This window comes from Waddliaceae bacterium (assembly GCA_018694295.1).
Lineage (GTDB): Bacteria > Chlamydiota > Chlamydiia > Chlamydiales > JABHNK01 > JABHNK01.
Genome location: JABHNK010000055.1, coordinates 14,013 through 31,095 on the forward strand (window position 1 = coordinate 14,013; position 17,083 = coordinate 31,095).

Annotated in this window: 15 protein-coding genes and 1 tRNA gene; 9 read left to right on the forward strand and 7 right to left on the reverse strand. The window is 44.9% G+C overall.

Features of this window, described 5'->3' with window-relative positions:
* Positions 1–39: 39 nt before the first annotated feature.
* The 3 genes from HN980_05760 to HN980_05770 are packed head-to-tail and all read right to left on the reverse strand — an operon-like array spanning position 40 to position 4,326.
* The gene (locus tag HN980_05760) at positions 40–621 is read right to left on the reverse strand and encodes a dephospho-CoA kinase (GenBank protein ID MBT6928978.1); all 582 of its coding nucleotides are present in this window, start codon (positions 619–621) and stop codon (positions 40–42) included.
* A 1-nt stretch (position 622) separates the two neighbouring features.
* The gene (gene polA / locus HN980_05765; GenBank protein ID MBT6928979.1) at positions 623–3,283 is read right to left on the reverse strand and encodes a DNA polymerase I; all 2,661 of its coding nucleotides are present in this window, start codon (positions 3,281–3,283) and stop codon (positions 623–625) included.
* Positions 3,280–4,326 (reverse strand): S49 family peptidase, encoded by a 1,047-nt coding sequence (locus tag HN980_05770; GenBank protein MBT6928980.1) that lies wholly within the window; start codon positions 4,324–4,326, stop codon positions 3,280–3,282. Before HN980_05770 ends, polA begins: the two co-directional genes overlap by 4 nt.
* Before the next feature lie 89 nt (positions 4,327–4,415).
* Between HN980_05770 and HN980_05775 the strand changes: the two genes are divergently transcribed.
* Together HN980_05775 and HN980_05780 are read left to right on the forward strand one after the other, a co-directional pair.
* Positions 4,416–5,474, forward strand: coding sequence for a mechanosensitive ion channel family protein (locus tag HN980_05775; GenBank protein ID MBT6928981.1), 1,059 nt, complete (start codon positions 4,416–4,418; stop codon positions 5,472–5,474).
* Positions 5,475–5,597: 123 nt separating this feature from the next.
* Complete coding sequence (locus HN980_05780; protein MBT6928982.1) at positions 5,598–6,134, forward strand: CDP-alcohol phosphatidyltransferase family protein; 537 nt, start codon at positions 5,598–5,600, stop codon at positions 6,132–6,134.
* 48 nt (positions 6,135–6,182) lie between these two features.
* On the opposite strand, the gene HN980_05785 is transcribed toward HN980_05780, so the two are convergent.
* Positions 6,183–6,788, reverse strand: coding sequence for an ATP-binding protein (locus HN980_05785; protein ID MBT6928983.1), 606 nt, complete (start codon positions 6,786–6,788; stop codon positions 6,183–6,185).
* Positions 6,789–6,809: 21 nt separating this feature from the next.
* Positions 6,810–7,061: a hypothetical protein gene (locus HN980_05790; GenBank protein ID MBT6928984.1), complete on the reverse strand. Its 252-nt coding sequence runs from the start codon at positions 7,059–7,061 to the stop codon at positions 6,810–6,812.
* Between the two features lie 388 nt (positions 7,062–7,449).
* Between HN980_05790 and HN980_05795 the strand changes: the two genes are divergently transcribed.
* Both HN980_05795 and HN980_05800 read left to right on the forward strand, forming a co-directional pair.
* A complete protein-coding gene (locus HN980_05795) occupies positions 7,450–7,764 on the forward strand; it encodes a hypothetical protein (protein MBT6928985.1) in 315 nt (104 codons plus the stop codon).
* A gap of 4 nt (positions 7,765–7,768) precedes the next feature.
* The gene (locus HN980_05800) at positions 7,769–8,650 is read left to right on the forward strand and encodes a DUF4065 domain-containing protein (protein MBT6928986.1); all 882 of its coding nucleotides are present in this window, start codon (positions 7,769–7,771) and stop codon (positions 8,648–8,650) included.
* A 44-nt stretch (positions 8,651–8,694) separates the two neighbouring features.
* Here the strand turns inward: HN980_05800 and HN980_05805 are convergent.
* Both HN980_05805 and HN980_05810 read right to left on the reverse strand, forming a co-directional pair.
* Positions 8,695–8,767: transfer RNA gene (locus HN980_05805), tRNA-Phe, on the reverse strand.
* Between the two features lie 43 nt (positions 8,768–8,810).
* Positions 8,811–10,799, reverse strand: a complete 1,989-nt coding sequence (locus HN980_05810) for a PDZ domain-containing protein (GenBank protein MBT6928987.1) — start codon at positions 10,797–10,799, stop codon at positions 8,811–8,813.
* Between the two features lie 391 nt (positions 10,800–11,190).
* On the opposite strand from HN980_05810, the gene HN980_05815 reads away from it, so the two are divergent.
* The 5 genes from HN980_05815 (at position 11,191) to HN980_05835 (ending at position 16,814) form a co-directional block, all read left to right on the forward strand.
* The gene (locus HN980_05815) at positions 11,191–12,768 is read left to right on the forward strand and encodes a protein kinase (protein MBT6928988.1); all 1,578 of its coding nucleotides are present in this window, start codon (positions 11,191–11,193) and stop codon (positions 12,766–12,768) included.
* Between the two features lie 81 nt (positions 12,769–12,849).
* The gene (locus HN980_05820) at positions 12,850–13,593 is read left to right on the forward strand and encodes a segregation/condensation protein A (protein MBT6928989.1); all 744 of its coding nucleotides are present in this window, start codon (positions 12,850–12,852) and stop codon (positions 13,591–13,593) included.
* Complete coding sequence (gene scpB / locus HN980_05825) at positions 13,593–14,252, forward strand: SMC-Scp complex subunit ScpB (GenBank protein ID MBT6928990.1); 660 nt, start codon at positions 13,593–13,595, stop codon at positions 14,250–14,252. The genes HN980_05820 and scpB overlap by 1 nt, the downstream gene beginning before the upstream one ends.
* Before the next feature lie 103 nt (positions 14,253–14,355).
* The gene (locus tag HN980_05830; GenBank protein MBT6928991.1) at positions 14,356–15,588 is read left to right on the forward strand and encodes a PAS domain S-box protein; all 1,233 of its coding nucleotides are present in this window, start codon (positions 14,356–14,358) and stop codon (positions 15,586–15,588) included.
* A complete protein-coding gene (locus HN980_05835) occupies positions 15,579–16,814 on the forward strand; it encodes a sigma-54-dependent Fis family transcriptional regulator (protein ID MBT6928992.1) in 1,236 nt (411 codons plus the stop codon). The genes HN980_05830 and HN980_05835 overlap by 10 nt, the downstream gene beginning before the upstream one ends.
* Positions 16,815–17,083: the final 269 nt, after the last annotated feature.

Here is a 17,083-nt window from a genome sequence, read left to right on the forward strand (position 1 = left end):
TTATAGGATTTTCTCTTTAAAATGGTTGTTGTGTAATTGTTATTTCACGAGGGCATCATAGCAGTCGCGAACTTGTTTTCGTAGATCTTCGATGGTTCCGTCATTATTGATGACGACATCGGCGGCGGCGGCTTTATCTTTAGTATCGAGCTGCCTTTCCATCCTTTTCGTATACTGTTCTTCGTCATATTTCGAGCGTTTACGACAGGTTGTATCGTTAGTGCTTACGGTGATGACTGTATCATAGAAATTCTCGTGTGAAGCTTCAAAGAGAAGTGGTACCTCTACAACAAAAAGGGAGGGTTTTTCTGTGTTTTTAACCTTGTTATACTGTTTTTTTATCTCGCATATCACTTGTGGGTGGAGAATTTCCTCCAGCCGTCGTAACATCTGTGGGTCATCGAAAACATCTTTTGCTATGACAGCACGTTCTACTGTTGAGATATCATAACCTACTAAAGTACTAATAGTCTTTTGTAGAGTACTGTCTGTGTCAAGTAAAGTATGGACGATGGTGTCGGAGTTTATAGTATAAGCGCCACATTCCGCAAACAAGCGGCACACTGTGGACTTCCCACTCGCTATACCTCCGGTAACAGCTATCTTTTTAGATGTCATCATTTTAACATTCTTTCCAATTTTTGCCAAGAGAGATATCAACTATTAGCGGAACGTTTAGTGAATAGACATTTTCCATGACATCACGGACGTCAGTTTCCAGTGTAAGGATTTCGTATTTCGGTGTTTCGAAGACGAGTTCATCGTGGACTTGCAGTATCATGAAGGCTTCGCTATTATTATCCTCGAGGCGTTGTTGCATCTTGATCATAGCGTGTTTTATAAGGTCTGCCGCTGTTCCTTGTAGTGGTGTATTTACGGCGAGTCGTTCTGCTGCGGTTTTTATCATTTTGTTGTTGCTATTGATTTCGGGGATGAGTCTTTCTCTTCCGAGCATCGTTGTAGCTTTCCCTGTTTCGCGGGCTTTTTCTTTACATTCTTCGATGAAGTCACGGACTTTCGGGAATCTTCCGAAGTATTCTTTTATAAACGTTGCTGCTTCTTTCATTCCGATGCCGAGTTCTTGTGCAAGTCCGAAGGCTTGTTGTCCGTATAGTATCCCGAAGTTTATCGTTTTTGCGTAGGTACGTTGTTGTTTTGTCACGGCATCGAGTGGGACGTGGAAAACTTTCGATGCTGTCATAGCGTGGATATCGTCACCGTTGTTGAATGCTTTTACCAGTGTAGGGTCTTCGCTGAGGTGTGCCAGCAGTCTTAGTTCTATCTGCGAATAGTCTGCGGCGAGGAACTGCCAAGAGGAATTTTCTGGTCTGAAGGCTTCGCGGATTTCACGTCCTATTTCTTTTCTTACGGGGATATTTTGCAGGTTGGGGTTTTTACATGACAGTCTTCCTGTTGCTGTCACCGACTGGTTGAAGGTACAGTGTACTCTATGTGTTTTTTCATTGACGTCGTTTGGCAGTGCATCGACGTATGTTGATCTCAGCTTTTCTAGTGCACGATATTCTAGGACTTTTGCTGCTATTGGGTATTCTATGCTAAGTTTTTCTAGGACGTCGGCGTTGGTGGAATATCCTGTAGCGGTTTTTTTCTGTGGTGGGATTCCTAGTTTTTCGAAGAGTATCGCACTAAGCTGTTTTGGAGAGTTTATCGTGAAAGTTTCTCCTGCGAGTTCGAAGACAATCTTTTCGAGTTCCTGGATTTTCGCGACGAGGCTTTTCGACATACTTCCGAGCTTTTCGACGTCGACATATATCCCGTGTCGTTCCATTGTGGCGAGGACTTTTAGTAGTGGCAGTTCCATATCTTCGAGGATATGTGTAAGGTTACGATCTTCGAGTTCTTTTTCGAGGACGTGTTTCAGTCTGCATGTGTAGTCGACATCTTCACAGCAGTATGAGCATACTTCGTGTATGGAGACTTCTGCCATGCTTATTTGTTTCTTCCCTTTTCCTATTAGGTGTTCTATTGGGGTCTTTGTTTTTGTGAAGTAGTGCATTGCCAGTGCATCGAGCGAATGTCTTCTTATGTGTGCGTTCAGCAGGTACGATGCTAATATTGTGTCGAAACATATTGTTTTAACGTCGATGCCGTAATTTTTCAGGATGTGGCAATCGTATTTAACGTTATGTCCGTAGAATCCGAGCTTGGGGTTTTCGAATATCGGTTTTATTGCGGCGATGACTGTTTCTCTGCCAAGGTTTCCGTTGGCGGGGATGTACCATGCTTTTCCTTGTTCTACGCAGAATCCTATGCCGACGAGTTCGGCATCGAGGGGGTGTAGCGCTGTTGTCTCGGTGTCGAAGCATATTGTTTTTGCTTTCTTTATCGTGGCGACGAGTTTTTGTAAGTTTTCTTCATCGTCGACGAGGGTATATTCTGTGTCGACCTCTTCGACATCGACGTTGCTGCCGACATCACGTAGCAAGGACATGAAGTCCATAGTACGATAAAATTCTGCGAGTTTCTCGTTGTCGGGGTCTCCGACTTCTGAGAACGTCATATCTTTTGGTATATCGACATTGATATCTATGGTGACGAGTTTTCTGCTGAGCCTAGCGATATCAGCTTCGGCGACGAGGGTTTCCTGTTTTTTCTTGCCGGCGACATTCTCGGGGTGTTCTAGGATATCTTCTAGGTCTTTGAAGTCGTTAAGGAGTTTCGCTGCCGTCTTTGGTCCGAAGCCGTATATTCCTGGGACGTTGTCGGAGGTATCGCCGGTGATAGCGAGGAAGTCGATGAACTTCGACGGTGGTATTCCGTATTTCCCTTCGACTTCTTTAGGTCCGATTATTTCGTTGCCTTTATGTGTATTCAGCATCGAAACGTTATCGTCGACGAGCTGGCACATATCTTTATCGCTAGTACATAGGAACACCTCGAAGCCTTCTTTTTCGGCTTTCCTTGCTATAGTTCCCATGGTGTCATCGGCTTCGACTTCTGGTATAGCGAGTGTTGATATCCCTGCGAAATTACAATATTCTTGTGCCCATGCTATCTGGTGTGGAAGGTCTGGCGCTATTGCTTCGCGGTGAGCTTTGTATTCGGGGTATATTTCTCTTCGTTGTTTTTTGTTGTCTCTTCCATCGAAGACAGCGACGACGTGGTCGGGGTTGAAGTCTTTGAAGAGCTTCTGTATGGACTTTATAAATCCATACAGAGCATTAGTAGACTTACCTTCGGCGTTCGTCATCCCTGTTATTGCGAAATACGCCCGGAACAGATACCCTGAGCAGTCGAGGAGGAAAAGTTTCTTTTTTGTCATCGTATAGGGTTATATAGGTATAGTGGTTTTCCCATAAGTTCTGGTGCTATCCCTGTTGCCGACATATCGATGGTATGTTCTACTGTACCGGTGAGCAATGGCGAGCGTTTCTCAAAGAAGGTATCTATCCAGTTTGATGTCTGCAGTTTTATCACCTGATATTCTTCAGGTTCTAGTCCTGCGGCGGTGGCGAGGGCTGTTAGTGTTCCGTCATATGTTGCGCCGCTTTCGTCGATGAAGCCTATTTTTTTTGCTTGTTTTCCAATGAAAATATTAGCGCCATATTCGTTGACGAGTTTCTTTTTGCTGACGGAAGGCCTTTCTTTTACGACGAGTGCGACGAAATCTTCGTATTGTGCGTCGATGATATTCTGGAAATGTGCATCCTCGTCTGGCGTCCATGGCCGTACTGAATTCATGGCGTCTTTTCCTTTACCAGAATATATTGTCTTGGCTTCGACGCCGACTTTTTCCATAAGCCCTGTGACGTTGAAGAACGGCGAGAATATTGCTCCTACCGAGCCTATAAGGCTCATATCGGTGGCGTATATCTTGTCAGCGGCGAGGGCTATCTGGTATCCCCCTGAAGCGCATAGTGAGTCGGTATATGCGTATACTGGGACGTCGTATTTCTCTTTATATTTTTTTATGGCGAGGTATATTGCTTCTCCGTCGGAGGCGATACCCCCGGGAGAGTGTATTGTCAGCATGATAGCTTTTACGCGGTCACCGTAAACGCCTTCGCGCGACTGTATAAGTTGTTCACACACTTTATCTTTCGTTAGCTCTTTCATTCCGACGACCCCTGAGATGTCGACGTTGAGGATAATTGGGGCTGTAGCATCGTGAATGACACGTTCACCTTCGGCATTAGGGAGTATTACTGGCGTCGGCGTGCTGACATATCCTGTATCTCCTGACCCTAAGATTCCTATGATAATAATTATGGGAATTATAGCGGCGCCTATTCCTATGATACCAAAGAACGTCTTAAGGAAAGAACGTATCGCCGAAGAAAACAGTGACTCGTGTATAAACTTCATAATCTCTACCTTGGATTTAAATTGTGTAAATAGATACAGTACATTGTAGAAGAGATAACATTTTTTTCAAAGGACAAAGGAGATATACCATGTCGTTTTTTCAAGAATATACATGGGCGCTAAACGCCGCCATCGCTGTCGTTGTCGTGATATTCGCAAATATCGCGCTTAAAATCATTCTGCAGCGTGTCGGTAAATCTTTAAAAGCACGGAAACACGGTAGTTCCAGTGACATCTTTATAGCGATACGTTCGCCGCTATATTGTCTTATCTGGATTTTTACGCTTCTGTATATCGCCGACGTCATGGCATATAATATCTTGGGATTTAGCGTGTTGAAGCCTGAAAGCAAGCTCCTTCACGTCATTGTCATCGTCATCGTGACGTGGTTTATCCTCAGGATAATAGGTTTAACGCGCAAGAGGTTTGCTCGCAAGGCGAGGAAGTCTTCCGACAGGCATATGGTCCATACTACTGGAAGGCTTATAAGCATCGTCGTCATTATCATTGCTGGCCTTATCATCCTCGAGACTCTTGGTGGCAAGCTATCAACAGTGCTAGCATTCGGAGGGTTAGGAGGTATCGTCATAGGTTTCGCCGCCAAAGACATCGTTGCTAATTTCTTTGGAAGCATTGTCATCCACATCACCAATCCCTTCTCTGTCGGTGATTTCATCGAATCTCCAGACCGTGACATCCAGGGGCACGTCAAGGAGATCGGGTGGTACCAGACGAAGATCATGCCACACCGTAAGCAGCCGATATATGTTCCTAACTCTTTATTTTCTACGATAATAATAACGAACGTCGAGCGTATGACACACAGATTTATCGACGAGACTATAGGAGTACGATACAACGACTTCACCAAAGTTCAGGGTATCGTCAAGGAAATCCGTGAGCACCTTAATAAGAGCGCCAATTTTGATACCGAGCAGCCGACATTCGTAACCTTCACACATTTCGGCGAGAGCTCTTTAGACCTATGGGTGTCGTGCTATACTGTAACTACCGACAAAGCAGAATACTATGACGAAAAGCAGAAACTCCTCCTGAAAATCGGGAAGATCATCGGTGACCACGGCGCCGAAATCGCTTTCCCTACTACTACTATCGAAGTTCCTAACGGCTTTTTCAGTGACCAGTGACCAGTGACCAGTGACCAGTGATCAATGCTTTTGCTATCCGTAAAAATTCCATTGCAAACGCTGTGCGATAAGAACTATAATGTGAAGATATAATTGTTTTTTAGGAATACTGTAGAATAATTTATGATGATACATGACAAAGGCATATTTACCATCTCCAACATTCTTACGATAGCTCGTGCTCCTATGGCGATCTTCTTCCTCGTTGAGAATAGCATGGTGCGTCTTATCATCGTCGCCGTTGCTATGATAACCGACGGTATCGACGGATATATCGCCCGCAGATACAACATGGAAAGTCAGGTAGGACGGTTTTTAGATCCTATAATGGACAAATTTTTCGTCTTTTTCGTCCTTGCAGTCCTTGTCTCTGAGGGTCGCCTTGTGTCGTGGAATCTCTTCGCTATGGTCTTTCGTGACGCCTGCCTTTGTGCCTTTGGCGCATACGTAAGCATCTTCGGGACGTGGGAACGTTGCAGCTCATGTACAGGGATATGGCTCAGCAAGGTGACGACAGCGTTTCAGTTTGCTATAATAATAGGCCTTTCTCTGGGATATATCTTCCCGGCGTATCTCTATATCTCCTTCATGGGCCTTGGCCTTCTTTCTCTTGGGGAGCTGTGTCTTTATTATAAAAGAACACCTATTATTAGCGAATAGTTATAGCGTATAGGAAGAGCGGATAGGTGATTTCTATATGCTATTATATTACGTCAAGGCGCATTCTTCGGCGATTTTCTCTCCACTGACAGTGGCGGCTATTGGGTGTATTTTTTCTGGGAGTCTGAAGTCTCCGAAGATATCGTCGGACTGTATAACGTATAGTTTTTCTTTAATGGCGTCTGGGAGTTTATTGACATATACCCTGAAGATATCACGTATCCTGTTGCGGTATTGTATCGAGGTGGCGCGTACGGCATCGACGGCGAAGGAGTCTGTGTCGCTGCTGGGTTCTACGAGGAAGATGGCGTCGTATTTCTCCATCCACTTCATCGCGGTCTTTTCTAGCTCGTAGAACTCTTCGCAGGTTGGGTTGCGCTCTGCCCAATAGACGAGCGGGTCCATTGGGCATCTGTCGGTGATTATGGCGTCGTAGTGTTGCGCTTCGGCGTCAAGCTCTTTGACTATCTGCGAATGTACTATCCACAGCTCGGTATTGTTGTTGGCGACCTCGTTTATCGGGAACGGACACTGTCGTGCCGTCTCGTTAAGGACTTTGACATTATGCTGCTGCTGCTTGAAATATGCAGCGAGGAGGTAGCATAACGTCGTCTTTCCGGCACCGTGGGTGCCCGTGACAACGATACGTTTCATAGCTAATACCTTATCTTATTGTTACGCTGCTTGTTTTGCGGCTTTGGCACTCTTCGTCCATGAGATTATGCCCCAGACTGTTAAGCCAAGATACACAGTAAATAAAAATGCAGATGCACTATCATGGTTATGGAAATAATGGAATGGTATCCAGCCTGTATTAGCTATTGCCCAGACCCATTGTCCTGTTACGTTTTTTTTAATGATAAAAAGATTCCCTGTTAAACTCAGAGCAGTAAGAAACCACGGCAACATTGTCATAATATCAGGCATAACCATTTTCTCCTTATTTTTGGATTAAAACACACGATTTTCCAAGCTTTAAAGGTACATGTTTTGTCCTTTTTTGTGAACAAAAAGATGCGAAAAATAACGATAAAATAAGCGGTCTTGAGGATCAAAAGGTTGAGCAAAAAACCAACGACTATTTTACGACATATCGTAAAATAGTCCGGACGGTTTTACGATTCGTCGTAAAATGGTCCTTGGTTTAAGCAAAAAAATAGTGGCTAATACCGCTTTTTTTATGTTTGCAATATTTCCCTTGCTTCTAGTATCATTTGATGCTATAATATGATATATAACAACAAATATAAGCATGAACAATTTCCCAAAACGCCCTACGAAGCGCGAGATCGACAAAAGGCTTAAAGAAGCGAGGGTGGCTTTGGAAGAAAGAAAGGGCTTTTTTGCCAATCCTTCAAAAGTTGTAGGCGAGCTTTTTGAATTAGAGCTTGAGAAAACAGAGGCTCTTTGGATAGTGTTATTGGATTTGCTCAAAGAAATTGAATTAAGCGACTATTCGGGAGCTTCTCCCCCTCTCAAATCCTATGAGCCTAAGATTGCAAACTGCGAACTTTATGCATTTACATGGGAAAGTTCATTGCTAAAAAAAACAATGTATTTGAAGTTCGCCATAAAGAACGACTGCTTTTACTATGTTTCTTTGCATCAGAGTAGACCAAAAACAAGGTGATTATATGAACAAACAATGCTTGAAATGTGATAGCACAGATTTTAAGAAAAAAAACATTCGATTCACCCCTGAAATTAAGGGTGAAACCGTTGAGGTTATTGCTCCGGCATACATATGTAAACATTGTCATACGCCATTGATGGATAGTGAGCAAATAGACAGGTTAAGAAAAGAAACTTCCGACGCATATCGAAAAAATCATGACCTTCTCTCTTCTGCAGAGATCATTCATTATCGTAATATTCTTGGGATGTCTCAGAAAGCTTTTGCAGCGTATCTTAGAGTAGGCGAAGCAAGCGTAAAACGCTGGGAAACATTTTTCATTCAAGATGCCAGCCAGGACGAACTTATCAGATTAAAATGCGATCAACAGCGCGCTGAAGATAATTCATTAAATGTTCATTGGATTAATCAACAACCAGACATTTATAGTGGGAACGAGAAATTTAATTTCGAGCGGTTTAAAAATATTTTACTCATAATCGTTCAGAAGATCAATACGAGCAAGATTTTTCTCAATAAAGTTCTTTTTTACATTGATTTTGGTCATTTCAAAAAATATGGGAAAAGCATTACCGGAACTCGTTATGTTCCTTTACAATATGGCCCTTGCCCAGACAACTATCAAGCTATTTTTCAACACTTTGTCGACCAAGGCGTATTAAAGTCTTTAAAAGGGCATCGATTCCATGCTAACATCGAACCCGACATGGGCCTTTTTGATGACCAAGAAAAAGAAACTGTTAATGCTGTTTGCAAGCTGTGTAAAGAAGACAATGGCAAAAAACTTTTCGATCTTTCTCATCAAGAAAAGGGATTCAAAGAAACGCCAGACTTCCAATTTATCAGTTATGAATATGCCCGAGACTTAAATGTGACCATCTAGTGTTTAATAAAAAAAAAGAGCGGCTGATGCCGCTCTTTTCGTTGTGGTCAGAGCCAGATTTGAACTGGCGACACAAGGATTTTCAATCCTCTGCTCTACCAACTGAGCTACCCGACCGAGTTGATGTATTACGATACAAGAAACGCTGTATTTTCTGCAATCATTTTTCCGAATCGCTTAGTTTTTTCTCGCTATATAGCTGCACCATATCTTTTACGATATCGACGGCTTCGGCGACCTGCAGGTCTGCGATGCCGTAGTCGTCGTTGCCTCTTACGATTTTATCTCCTTCGATAACTTTTTTGAAGAGCTGGTAGTTTTCATTTTCTTCAAGGCGGTGTGCGCTATTAATCCTTAGCTTTGGAAGCATCTCGCGCCATGTGCTGTCTTTTTCTTCGAGCGTAGGCATATAGTAGCTCCATAGCCATTCTTTTGCTTCTCCATCGACGTCTGACAGTGGGTCGATGAACACTGGAAGCACGCTATCTCTCGACAGTGGGTAATCGAGGAATCTTTCTCCTAGTTCTTCTTCGCTGAGAATCCCTGGTACGATGATATCGGCTTTAACACCTTCTATCTGTGTAGATTTCCCTGAAGCTGTGTAGTATCGTCCTACTGTGACCTTAAAGAATGCCGATTTTCCGCTTTTGTCTGTTACTGTCTGGTGTTGTATCGATCCTTTTCCGTATGTTGTTTCGTCTCCGACGACGATTGCTGCACCGTAGTCTTGTAGTGTCTGTGCAACTATTTCTGCTGCCGACGCCGATGCCCTTGATGTAAGTATCGCCATAGGCCCGTCGTAGTATGTATATCCGTCGATATCGCGGAGGTATGTAGTCTCTTCATCGGCGTATTTCGAGACGACGACGACGCCGTTTGTTATGAAGAGCCCAGCAACTTTCACTGCCTGCATGAGGAATCCGCCGCGATTTTCTCTTAGGTCGAGGACGAGGCCTTTTAGTTCTCCTTTACTTTCGAGTTCTCGCAGAGCGTCGCGTATATCTTTTTCGCTGCTTATCGTCCCTGACGAATTTTCATAGAAGGCGTAGAGTTTTAGTATTCCGATGATGCCATCGCCGAAGGCTTCGTATGATATATCGACGCGGTCTTCGTCTATCATGATACGTTCTCTTTTGAGCCGCACCTCGAAGAATCTGTCGTTGCCGTTACTTTCTTCTCTTATAAGTCCTAGTTTTATTTCTGTATTCTGCTGTCCTCTTATAAGTTTTAGGATATTGCGGAACGACATTTCGACGATGGAGATGCCATCGATTTCGACGATGTTGTCGTTGAGTTCAATCTTTTTGCTACGATATGCTGGGCCTCCTTCCATAAGGCGTACTATCGTTATACCTTCGAGGCCTTCCTGCAGTGCTACGCCGATACCTTGGACGCCTTTCTCAAGGCGCACGCGCATCTCGTAAGCTTCTTCTGGGCTGAAGAAAGCTGTATGGGCGTCGAGGCTTTTAGCAAGAGCTTTCAGTGTCGAGACGACGACGACGTGCTGTCGTTCTTTAGGGTCTTCGGCGAGGAGTCTATCTTCGAAATCTCTTTGTCGGCGTTCGAAGAGGCTGAGGATCTTCTTGACTTCGTCTTCAATGGGCTCGCGTTTAAGAACTTGCGCCTGGTATTTCACGAAGTTAAGGATCCTTCCGCGCACTCTATCTTTAAGTTCGCGGCTATTATTAGTATATCCGTCATATTCCATAACGCTGTTATATTCTTTGGCGTCTTGGTAGATATCGTCGCGTTCTTTTTCTATCTCTTCGCGCCATGCTCTAGAGCGTTTTATCGCCTTACATACGAGGTCGTGAAGTTCTTCGTAGAAGGTGATCTCGTTATTTTTATATGCTGCGAGCATTTTTTTCAGGAACTTTTTGTCGGGATTTTGGTAGAAAGATATCTCGCTTTCTAGGAAATATATGTATAGAGGATCGAATTGCTCTATATAGCTTTTCAGCGAACGTTTTAGTATCTCGGCGGTGACTTTTTTCTCGTCGACATGATATTCAAGGAGCTGATCCATGATACGTTCGATATCTTTAGGCTGAAGGTATTCTTCTTCGCCGGCACCGTCGTTGCCATATGCCATCGGCATCGCTGCCATCGTCATTATCACTGCAATAATCGCTGTCACCATTCGCTTCATAATCGTTCCTCGTTCGTTATGTAAAAAACTTTATACTGACGTTACGCGCTAATCTTGCTTTAGTGGCGTAGCGAAAGTGGTGAGATGCAAGTATTCCGATGAACCAAGCTCAGATAGAGCTGGGTGAGGAGGAATACGAAGCAGATTACCCCTTGCAGCACGCCAATAAAGTGAGAGTGGCGCATAATGTCAGTTTATATAAAAACTCTTGTAACAGAAAATCATACCGTCAACAAGTTTTTTCTTTTGAACACTCGTTATTGCTAAAATGTTGTGGCTGTCCAAAGATTATTCCGCAATAATGTGTTAGCAGAATGGAAGGCTTTACTAAATTGTGTAATATTGTTTATCATTTTTGCTATATAATTAACAAAAAAGAGTAAACACTATTATGCCAGGACCAGAAATACCGTCTCTTTGTGGCGGATCATCGCAGCGTCAGTCAGATTCGCCTCGTCCGGATGAAGTTTCTCGCCGTATCAGCCCTAGTACAGGGGCTCCTATACAAGAGGGATATCATCAACGTGTTGGTGCTGACAGAAGACTCACTGCTGCAGCTCTCGCTAGTCTCGCTCCTGCTCCTGATCCTGCCATAGAAAGCGGTAGAGTGCTTCCTATTAGTCCTACACATACATTAAAGAGAGGGAAACCTTTCGGTCCTCATTTATCTCAGCGTGGCGGTACTCCTGCAAAGACAACAGGTGGTGGAGATGATGCATTCAGAGAACAAATGGCACTTCTTGGTATCCCTGTAGACCTTGTAGAAGACGAAATAGATGGTGGTACACATAAAGCAAGGGACCCTCGGGCTGCCTGTGGTGTAATCAGAGAACCAGCACGAATTACCGGCCATCAAGAGTCTCATGCTGAGACAATTGAACGTCTTAAAGATACAACTTTAGATGAGTTCGTTTGTACGAAGATTCTTAGCACAGGGACATTTGGCACTGTAAGACATGTCAATTTAAAAGGTACCAGAGACTATTATGCTATTAAAGAACTGTCTAAAACAGGGCTACTGCTTGGAGACCAGGTTGTACATACCGCCGACGAAATAAAGTTTCTGCTTGCCTTAGATAATCCTCATATTGTACAGGCGTATAAAATCTTCGAAGATAAAAAACGCTTCTATATCGTCATGCAATATATTCCTGGCGGTGAACTATTCTCTCATTTGCGCGGCAGACGTTCCTTTAATAGCAAACAGACACGCTTTTATCTTGCGCAGATGATTTTAGCATTAGAATATCTGCATTCTCGAGGAATCGCATATCGTGACATAAAACCCGAGAACCTCCTCATTGGTAAAGATGGGAAGCTCTATATCACCGACCTTGGATTCGCCAAGTTTGTTCGGGATAGAACATATACACTATGTGGCACAGAAGAATATGTCTCTCCGGAAATGATTACGCTTCCTAAGCAAGGTCATAGTACTAAAACTGATATGTGGAGTTTGGGGGTCTTGGTATATGAGATGCTCCACGGTTATTCTCCATTTCTTCTCACAGAAAGAGAAGCAATAACAAATCGAGGAAAAGAAACAGAGGCTTTATACGCCAAGATCTTACTAGGAAGCTTCCGTTTTAAAAGAGGAATACCAGAAAAAACCAAATCGCTTATTAGTGGGCTCCTTCAAATAGACCCTTCAAAGCGTCTTACTATAGAACAATTAAAAAAGCATGATTTCTTCAGTATTACAAGAGGTACTGAAACAATAAAATTCGATTGGGAAAAAGCTGAACGTGAAGAATGTCAACACAGCTTGCTTTGTAGTCCTCTTGAATTAGGGGAAATTTCACCGCGTGATACAAGCTATTTTCCAGATGAACCCCTAGGCGACAACAAATACCGTTCATGTAACAGGGATGTAACCGAAGAAGATAATAAAGCTTTAGAACCTATAAGAGTGGCAGTGAAAGATGCTTTCGATTCGATTTTCGTTCGAACTGATCCTCCGGACGTATAAACCGCCAGCATTTCTCACAAATCATAGGAAGAAGCTGGTAGTCCTTTACCAAAAACAGTATTGGTATGTATCATCTTTCCTATGGCGACAGTAGAGAAGCAAACATTTTCTTTGGAGAACTTCGAGGGTCCTTTAGACCTTCTTCTTCATCTTATCAATAACGACGAGGTCGACGCCTGTGAGGTCGTTGTCGATGATATCGTCAAGCAATATCTCGCACGCATTCATGGCAGCAAAGAGCATAACGTCGAAGCCGGCGGCCTTTTTCTTTCTCTTGTTACGTGGCTTCTCGTAATAAAAAGCCGTAGACTTCTTCCTCGTGAAGAGCGTTCTATCCTCGACGATGATGTCATCGACGATGACGGCGATGTCTTCTCGCTGACAGAGCATCTTCTCGACTACTACCGTTTCAAAAAGGCAGCGAAGGATCTCTCCGAGAAGGAAGACGAGCGTTCAGGGATTTTCTACCGTCCTCCTACGGAGGCACCATCGGTACGTCGTCGTACCGGCGTCGAGCATCTTTCTCTCGACGATATCGTCGACGTCTTCCATGAAGTTTTACAGCGATGTCCGCGTCCTCTTGCCGAGAACCGCTATCATGAAGAGTGGACCGTCGCCGATAAGATCACCGCCATACAGCACCTTATCGCCGAAGAAATCCGCGTCCAGCTTTCGACGGTATTATCAGATACGATGTGTCGCGAAGAGATAATAACGGCGTTCCTAGCAATATTGGAGATGATGAAAAACGGCGAAGTATACCTTTCAGGCGACGTATCTTCGATAGAAACAATCTATGTTACGACAACAAAGGAACCATCATAATGAATACGAGCATCAACATCTTCGAGAAAGAAGTCGACGTCGTCGACGACGATGCCGAAAGCATCAACGTCCGTGTTACGATGAAACGCGTCGTCGAAGCCCTGCTTTTCTCGTGTAACGAGCCGATATCTCTCGAGAGGATCCGTAATGTCACAGACACGATATGTCCTTTGTCGCCGAAAGTCCTTAAAGACATAATAGCAGAACTTCGTAGCGACTATGAACGCCTGCAGATGTCATTCCGCGTCGAAGAGCTCAGCGGCGGATATATCCTCACAACAACAAAACGCTACAGCCAATATATCGCCCTCCTACACAGCGGACGCCGCTCAGAGAAACTGTCGCGTGCCGCAACAGAAGTCCTCGCCATCGTAGCATACCGTCAGCCGCTAACACGAGTAAACGTCGAAGCAATCCGCGGCGTCGACTCCTCAGGAATCCTTGCCTCGCTAGTAGATCGCGGCCTCGTAGAAGTCGTCGGGAAGGTGGAAGCTCCGGGGAGGCCTTCGCTTTATGCTACTACTAAGAAGTTCTTACGCCATTTCAATCTCAACAACATCAAAGATCTTCCTCAGCCTGAGAGCGTCGCCGCTGTAGACTTCCTGAAACCAATGAACAATGATCAATTATCAGTGTTCAATGAAGAAGCTCCGCAATAGAAATTTCCTGTTTTTCTTCTATGAACTATCGACTATTAACAAGCTTGTAATATAAACGCTGTGTTATATACGATGGTGATGTTATCAAGGTTGGAGGTTGTTTGTGGAGAAGGAGAGGGTTACCGGCAAAGAGTTGAAGGCTGCGTTCGAGCGTTTTTCTGTGGAGACATCGGCGCTGAAGGATGGATATTCCAAGCTGCAGGAGCAGTTCCGCACGGTAAATATGCGCCTCGATATCGCCAATAAAAAGCTTAACGCCAAGGTGTTAGAGCTCGCCAAGGCGCAGGAATACCTCAACACCATTTTGACAAATATCTCCCAAGGGATAATTTTCGTCTGTGACGATGGCATCGTCACGACATACAATGCTTCGGCGCTTGCAATCTTTGGCGCTGAAGATGTCATCGACAAAGATTTCTCTGAAGTTTTTGCTGATGATATTTTCGGGTTCTCGATGTCGTCGTACCTATCGCGTCGGGAATCGATGCCTTCGTCGTTCGTACAGTATACTTGTGATGGCGCTGTTAAAGACCTCGACATTGCGGCGACGTATGTCAATGCTGGTGTTGGCCAGCATGCTGGTATCATCATCGTCGTCCGTGACATCACGGAAGTTCGCAAGCTACGCACTATTGCCAACCGCAACGACAGGCTCCATGAGCTTGGCGAGATGGCGGCTTCTATCGCCCATGAGATCAGGAATCCTTTAGGTGGCATTGAGGGCTTTGCCTCGCTGTTGTGTCGCGACCTTGAAGATTCTCCTGGGCAGCATAAGATGGCGAAGTCTATCGTAGAGGGCTCTAAGGCGCTGAACCGTCTGGTTAGCACGGTTTTGAGCTACGCGCGCCCTACTACTTTGGAGTTTTCGAAGGCGAGTCTTAAAAACCTTATCATCGACATTGGAGATTTGTTTTCCGCAGACAAAAAGTTTTTGGACAGGGTTTCTTTCGTCGTAGACCTCCCTAACGATGACATCGAGGCATATTTCGATATAGGCACGATGAAGTCTGCTATGATGAACATCGCCCTCAATGCCGCACAGGCAATGCCTGACGGTGGTGCTGTGACGATGTCTTTAGAAGAAGCCGACAACCATGCACATATTACCGTCCACGACAATGGTTCTGGCATCGTTGACGATGACCTAGAGAATATTTTCTCACCGTTTTTCACTACGAAGGTCGAGGGCAATGGCTTCGGGTTATCGGAGGCGCACAAAACATTACAGGCTCATGGCGGCAGTATCGAGGTGGCATCGGTTCCTGGCGATACTACCTTCACGATGAAGATACCATTAACAAACGCTACATGTACGAGGAGCGCATCATGGCAATAGAAAAGATCCTCGTCGTCGACGACGAGATACTAATAAGAAGTTTTTTGGAAGAGACGCTTTCGCGTAAGGGCTTCGACGTCACCACTGCCGAAGACGGTAAGGAGGGAATATCTCTCCTCGTGAAGAACAGCTACGACCTCATCATCACTGACATGAAGATGCCCCGAGCCACTGGCATGGACGTCCTCCGCAAAGCCCGGGAGGTTTCACCTTCTACGCTAGTCGTCATCATCACGGCATTCGGCAGCATCGACAGTGCCGTCGAGGCTATGCGTTTAGGGGCTTTCAACTATATCCTTAAGCCTTTTTCTCCTGACACCATCGAGGCCGTCCTCGTCAAAGCTCAAGAGCATATATCTCTAGTCGAAGAGAATCGTTTCCTCAAAGAAGAAGTGTCTTCTGGTTCAAGACGTGGAAGTTCTAATATCATCGCCGAGAGTGATACGATGAAGAAGGTCCTCGACGACGCTTCTCGTGTTGCTGCAAGCAATGCCAGCGTCTTCATCAGCGGAGAGTCCGGCACTGGCAAAGAAGTTATGGCGTCTTTTATTCATAGCAACTCTCCTCGCAGCCATAAACCTTTCATCCGTGTAAATTGTGCTGCCATCCCGGAATCATTAGTGGAGTCGGAGTTCTTCGGCCACGAAAAAGGGGCCTTTACTGGCGCCAACAGCAAGAGGCTTGGACGCTTCGAGCTTGCCAACAACGGCACGCTCCTTCTCGACGAGGTCACCGAGATCCCTCCGGGCTTACAGGCCAAACTTCTTAGGGTCGTCCAAGAGCAGGAGTTCGAACGTGTCGGAGGTTCTAAGCTTGTCACCGTCGATGTACGTCTTATTTCGACGTCTAACAGGAAGATGGAAGACGCCATCGCTGAAGGCATTTTCCGTGAAGATCTTTTCTATAGGCTCAACGTCATCCCTATACATCTTCCGCCGCTACGTGACAGACGCGAAGATATCGTCCCCCTTGCAGAACATTTCCTCGAAAGCTTCTGCATCGAAAATCATAAGAAGAAAAAAAGCCTTGCTTCCGATGCTAAAAAGCTTCTCATAGAATATCATTGGCCCGGAAATATTAGGGAGCTTGCTAATATCATCGAGCGTGCCGTCGTGATGGACTACAGCGACGCCGTCGCTGCCGAGCATCTAAACATCGGCGTTATCGATGCTGCCAAAGCGAAACTTCAAGCGCTGTCGAAGCATGCTACTATTAATAGCGGGTAGCTCCGAGCCCCATTTTTTTTTACCACAAAGTTTCCTAGGGAGCTCTGCCGCCCCTGCAATAAAAAATAACAAACCCCAATTTTTTCACCACAGAGCCACAGAGCACACAGAGAGCGCCCACTGCGCAGAGCGCGCGCAGCGGACGCACAGCTGTCGCCATTATCGTTGATTGTACTTCCTTTCTTTGTTTTTACTATAGCAAACGTAAAGATACAATCTTACTATTACGACAACGGCGAGGGAGGCACTACCGTGTCCAGGTGAAAGAA

Excerpts from the sequence above, each read along its gene's own strand:
- HN980_05760 (MBT6928978.1), bottom strand. The coding sequence starts at position 621 with ATGATGACATCTAAAAAGATAGCTGTTACCGGAGGTATAGCGAGTGGG.
- polA (MBT6928979.1), bottom strand. The coding sequence starts at position 3,283 with ATGACAAAAAAGAAACTTTTCCTCCTCGACTGCTCAGGGTATCTGTTC.
- HN980_05770 (MBT6928980.1), bottom strand. The coding sequence starts at position 4,326 with ATGAAGTTTATACACGAGTCACTGTTTTCTTCGGCGATACGTTCTTTC.
- HN980_05775 (MBT6928981.1), top strand. The coding sequence starts at position 4,416 with ATGTCGTTTTTTCAAGAATATACATGGGCGCTAAACGCCGCCATCGCT.
- HN980_05780 (MBT6928982.1), top strand. The coding sequence starts at position 5,598 with ATGATGATACATGACAAAGGCATATTTACCATCTCCAACATTCTTACG.
- HN980_05785 (MBT6928983.1), bottom strand. The coding sequence starts at position 6,788 with ATGAAACGTATCGTTGTCACGGGCACCCACGGTGCCGGAAAGACGACG.
- HN980_05790 (MBT6928984.1), bottom strand. The coding sequence starts at position 7,061 with ATGCCTGATATTATGACAATGTTGCCGTGGTTTCTTACTGCTCTGAGT.
- HN980_05800 (MBT6928986.1), top strand. The coding sequence starts at position 7,769 with ATGAACAAACAATGCTTGAAATGTGATAGCACAGATTTTAAGAAAAAA.
- HN980_05810 (MBT6928987.1), bottom strand. The coding sequence starts at position 10,799 with ATGAAGCGAATGGTGACAGCGATTATTGCAGTGATAATGACGATGGCA.
- HN980_05815 (MBT6928988.1), top strand. The coding sequence starts at position 11,191 with ATGCCAGGACCAGAAATACCGTCTCTTTGTGGCGGATCATCGCAGCGT.
- HN980_05820 (MBT6928989.1), top strand. The coding sequence starts at position 12,850 with ATGGCGACAGTAGAGAAGCAAACATTTTCTTTGGAGAACTTCGAGGGT.
- scpB (MBT6928990.1), top strand. The coding sequence starts at position 13,593 with ATGAATACGAGCATCAACATCTTCGAGAAAGAAGTCGACGTCGTCGAC.
- HN980_05835 (MBT6928992.1), top strand. The coding sequence starts at position 15,579 with ATGGCAATAGAAAAGATCCTCGTCGTCGACGACGAGATACTAATAAGA.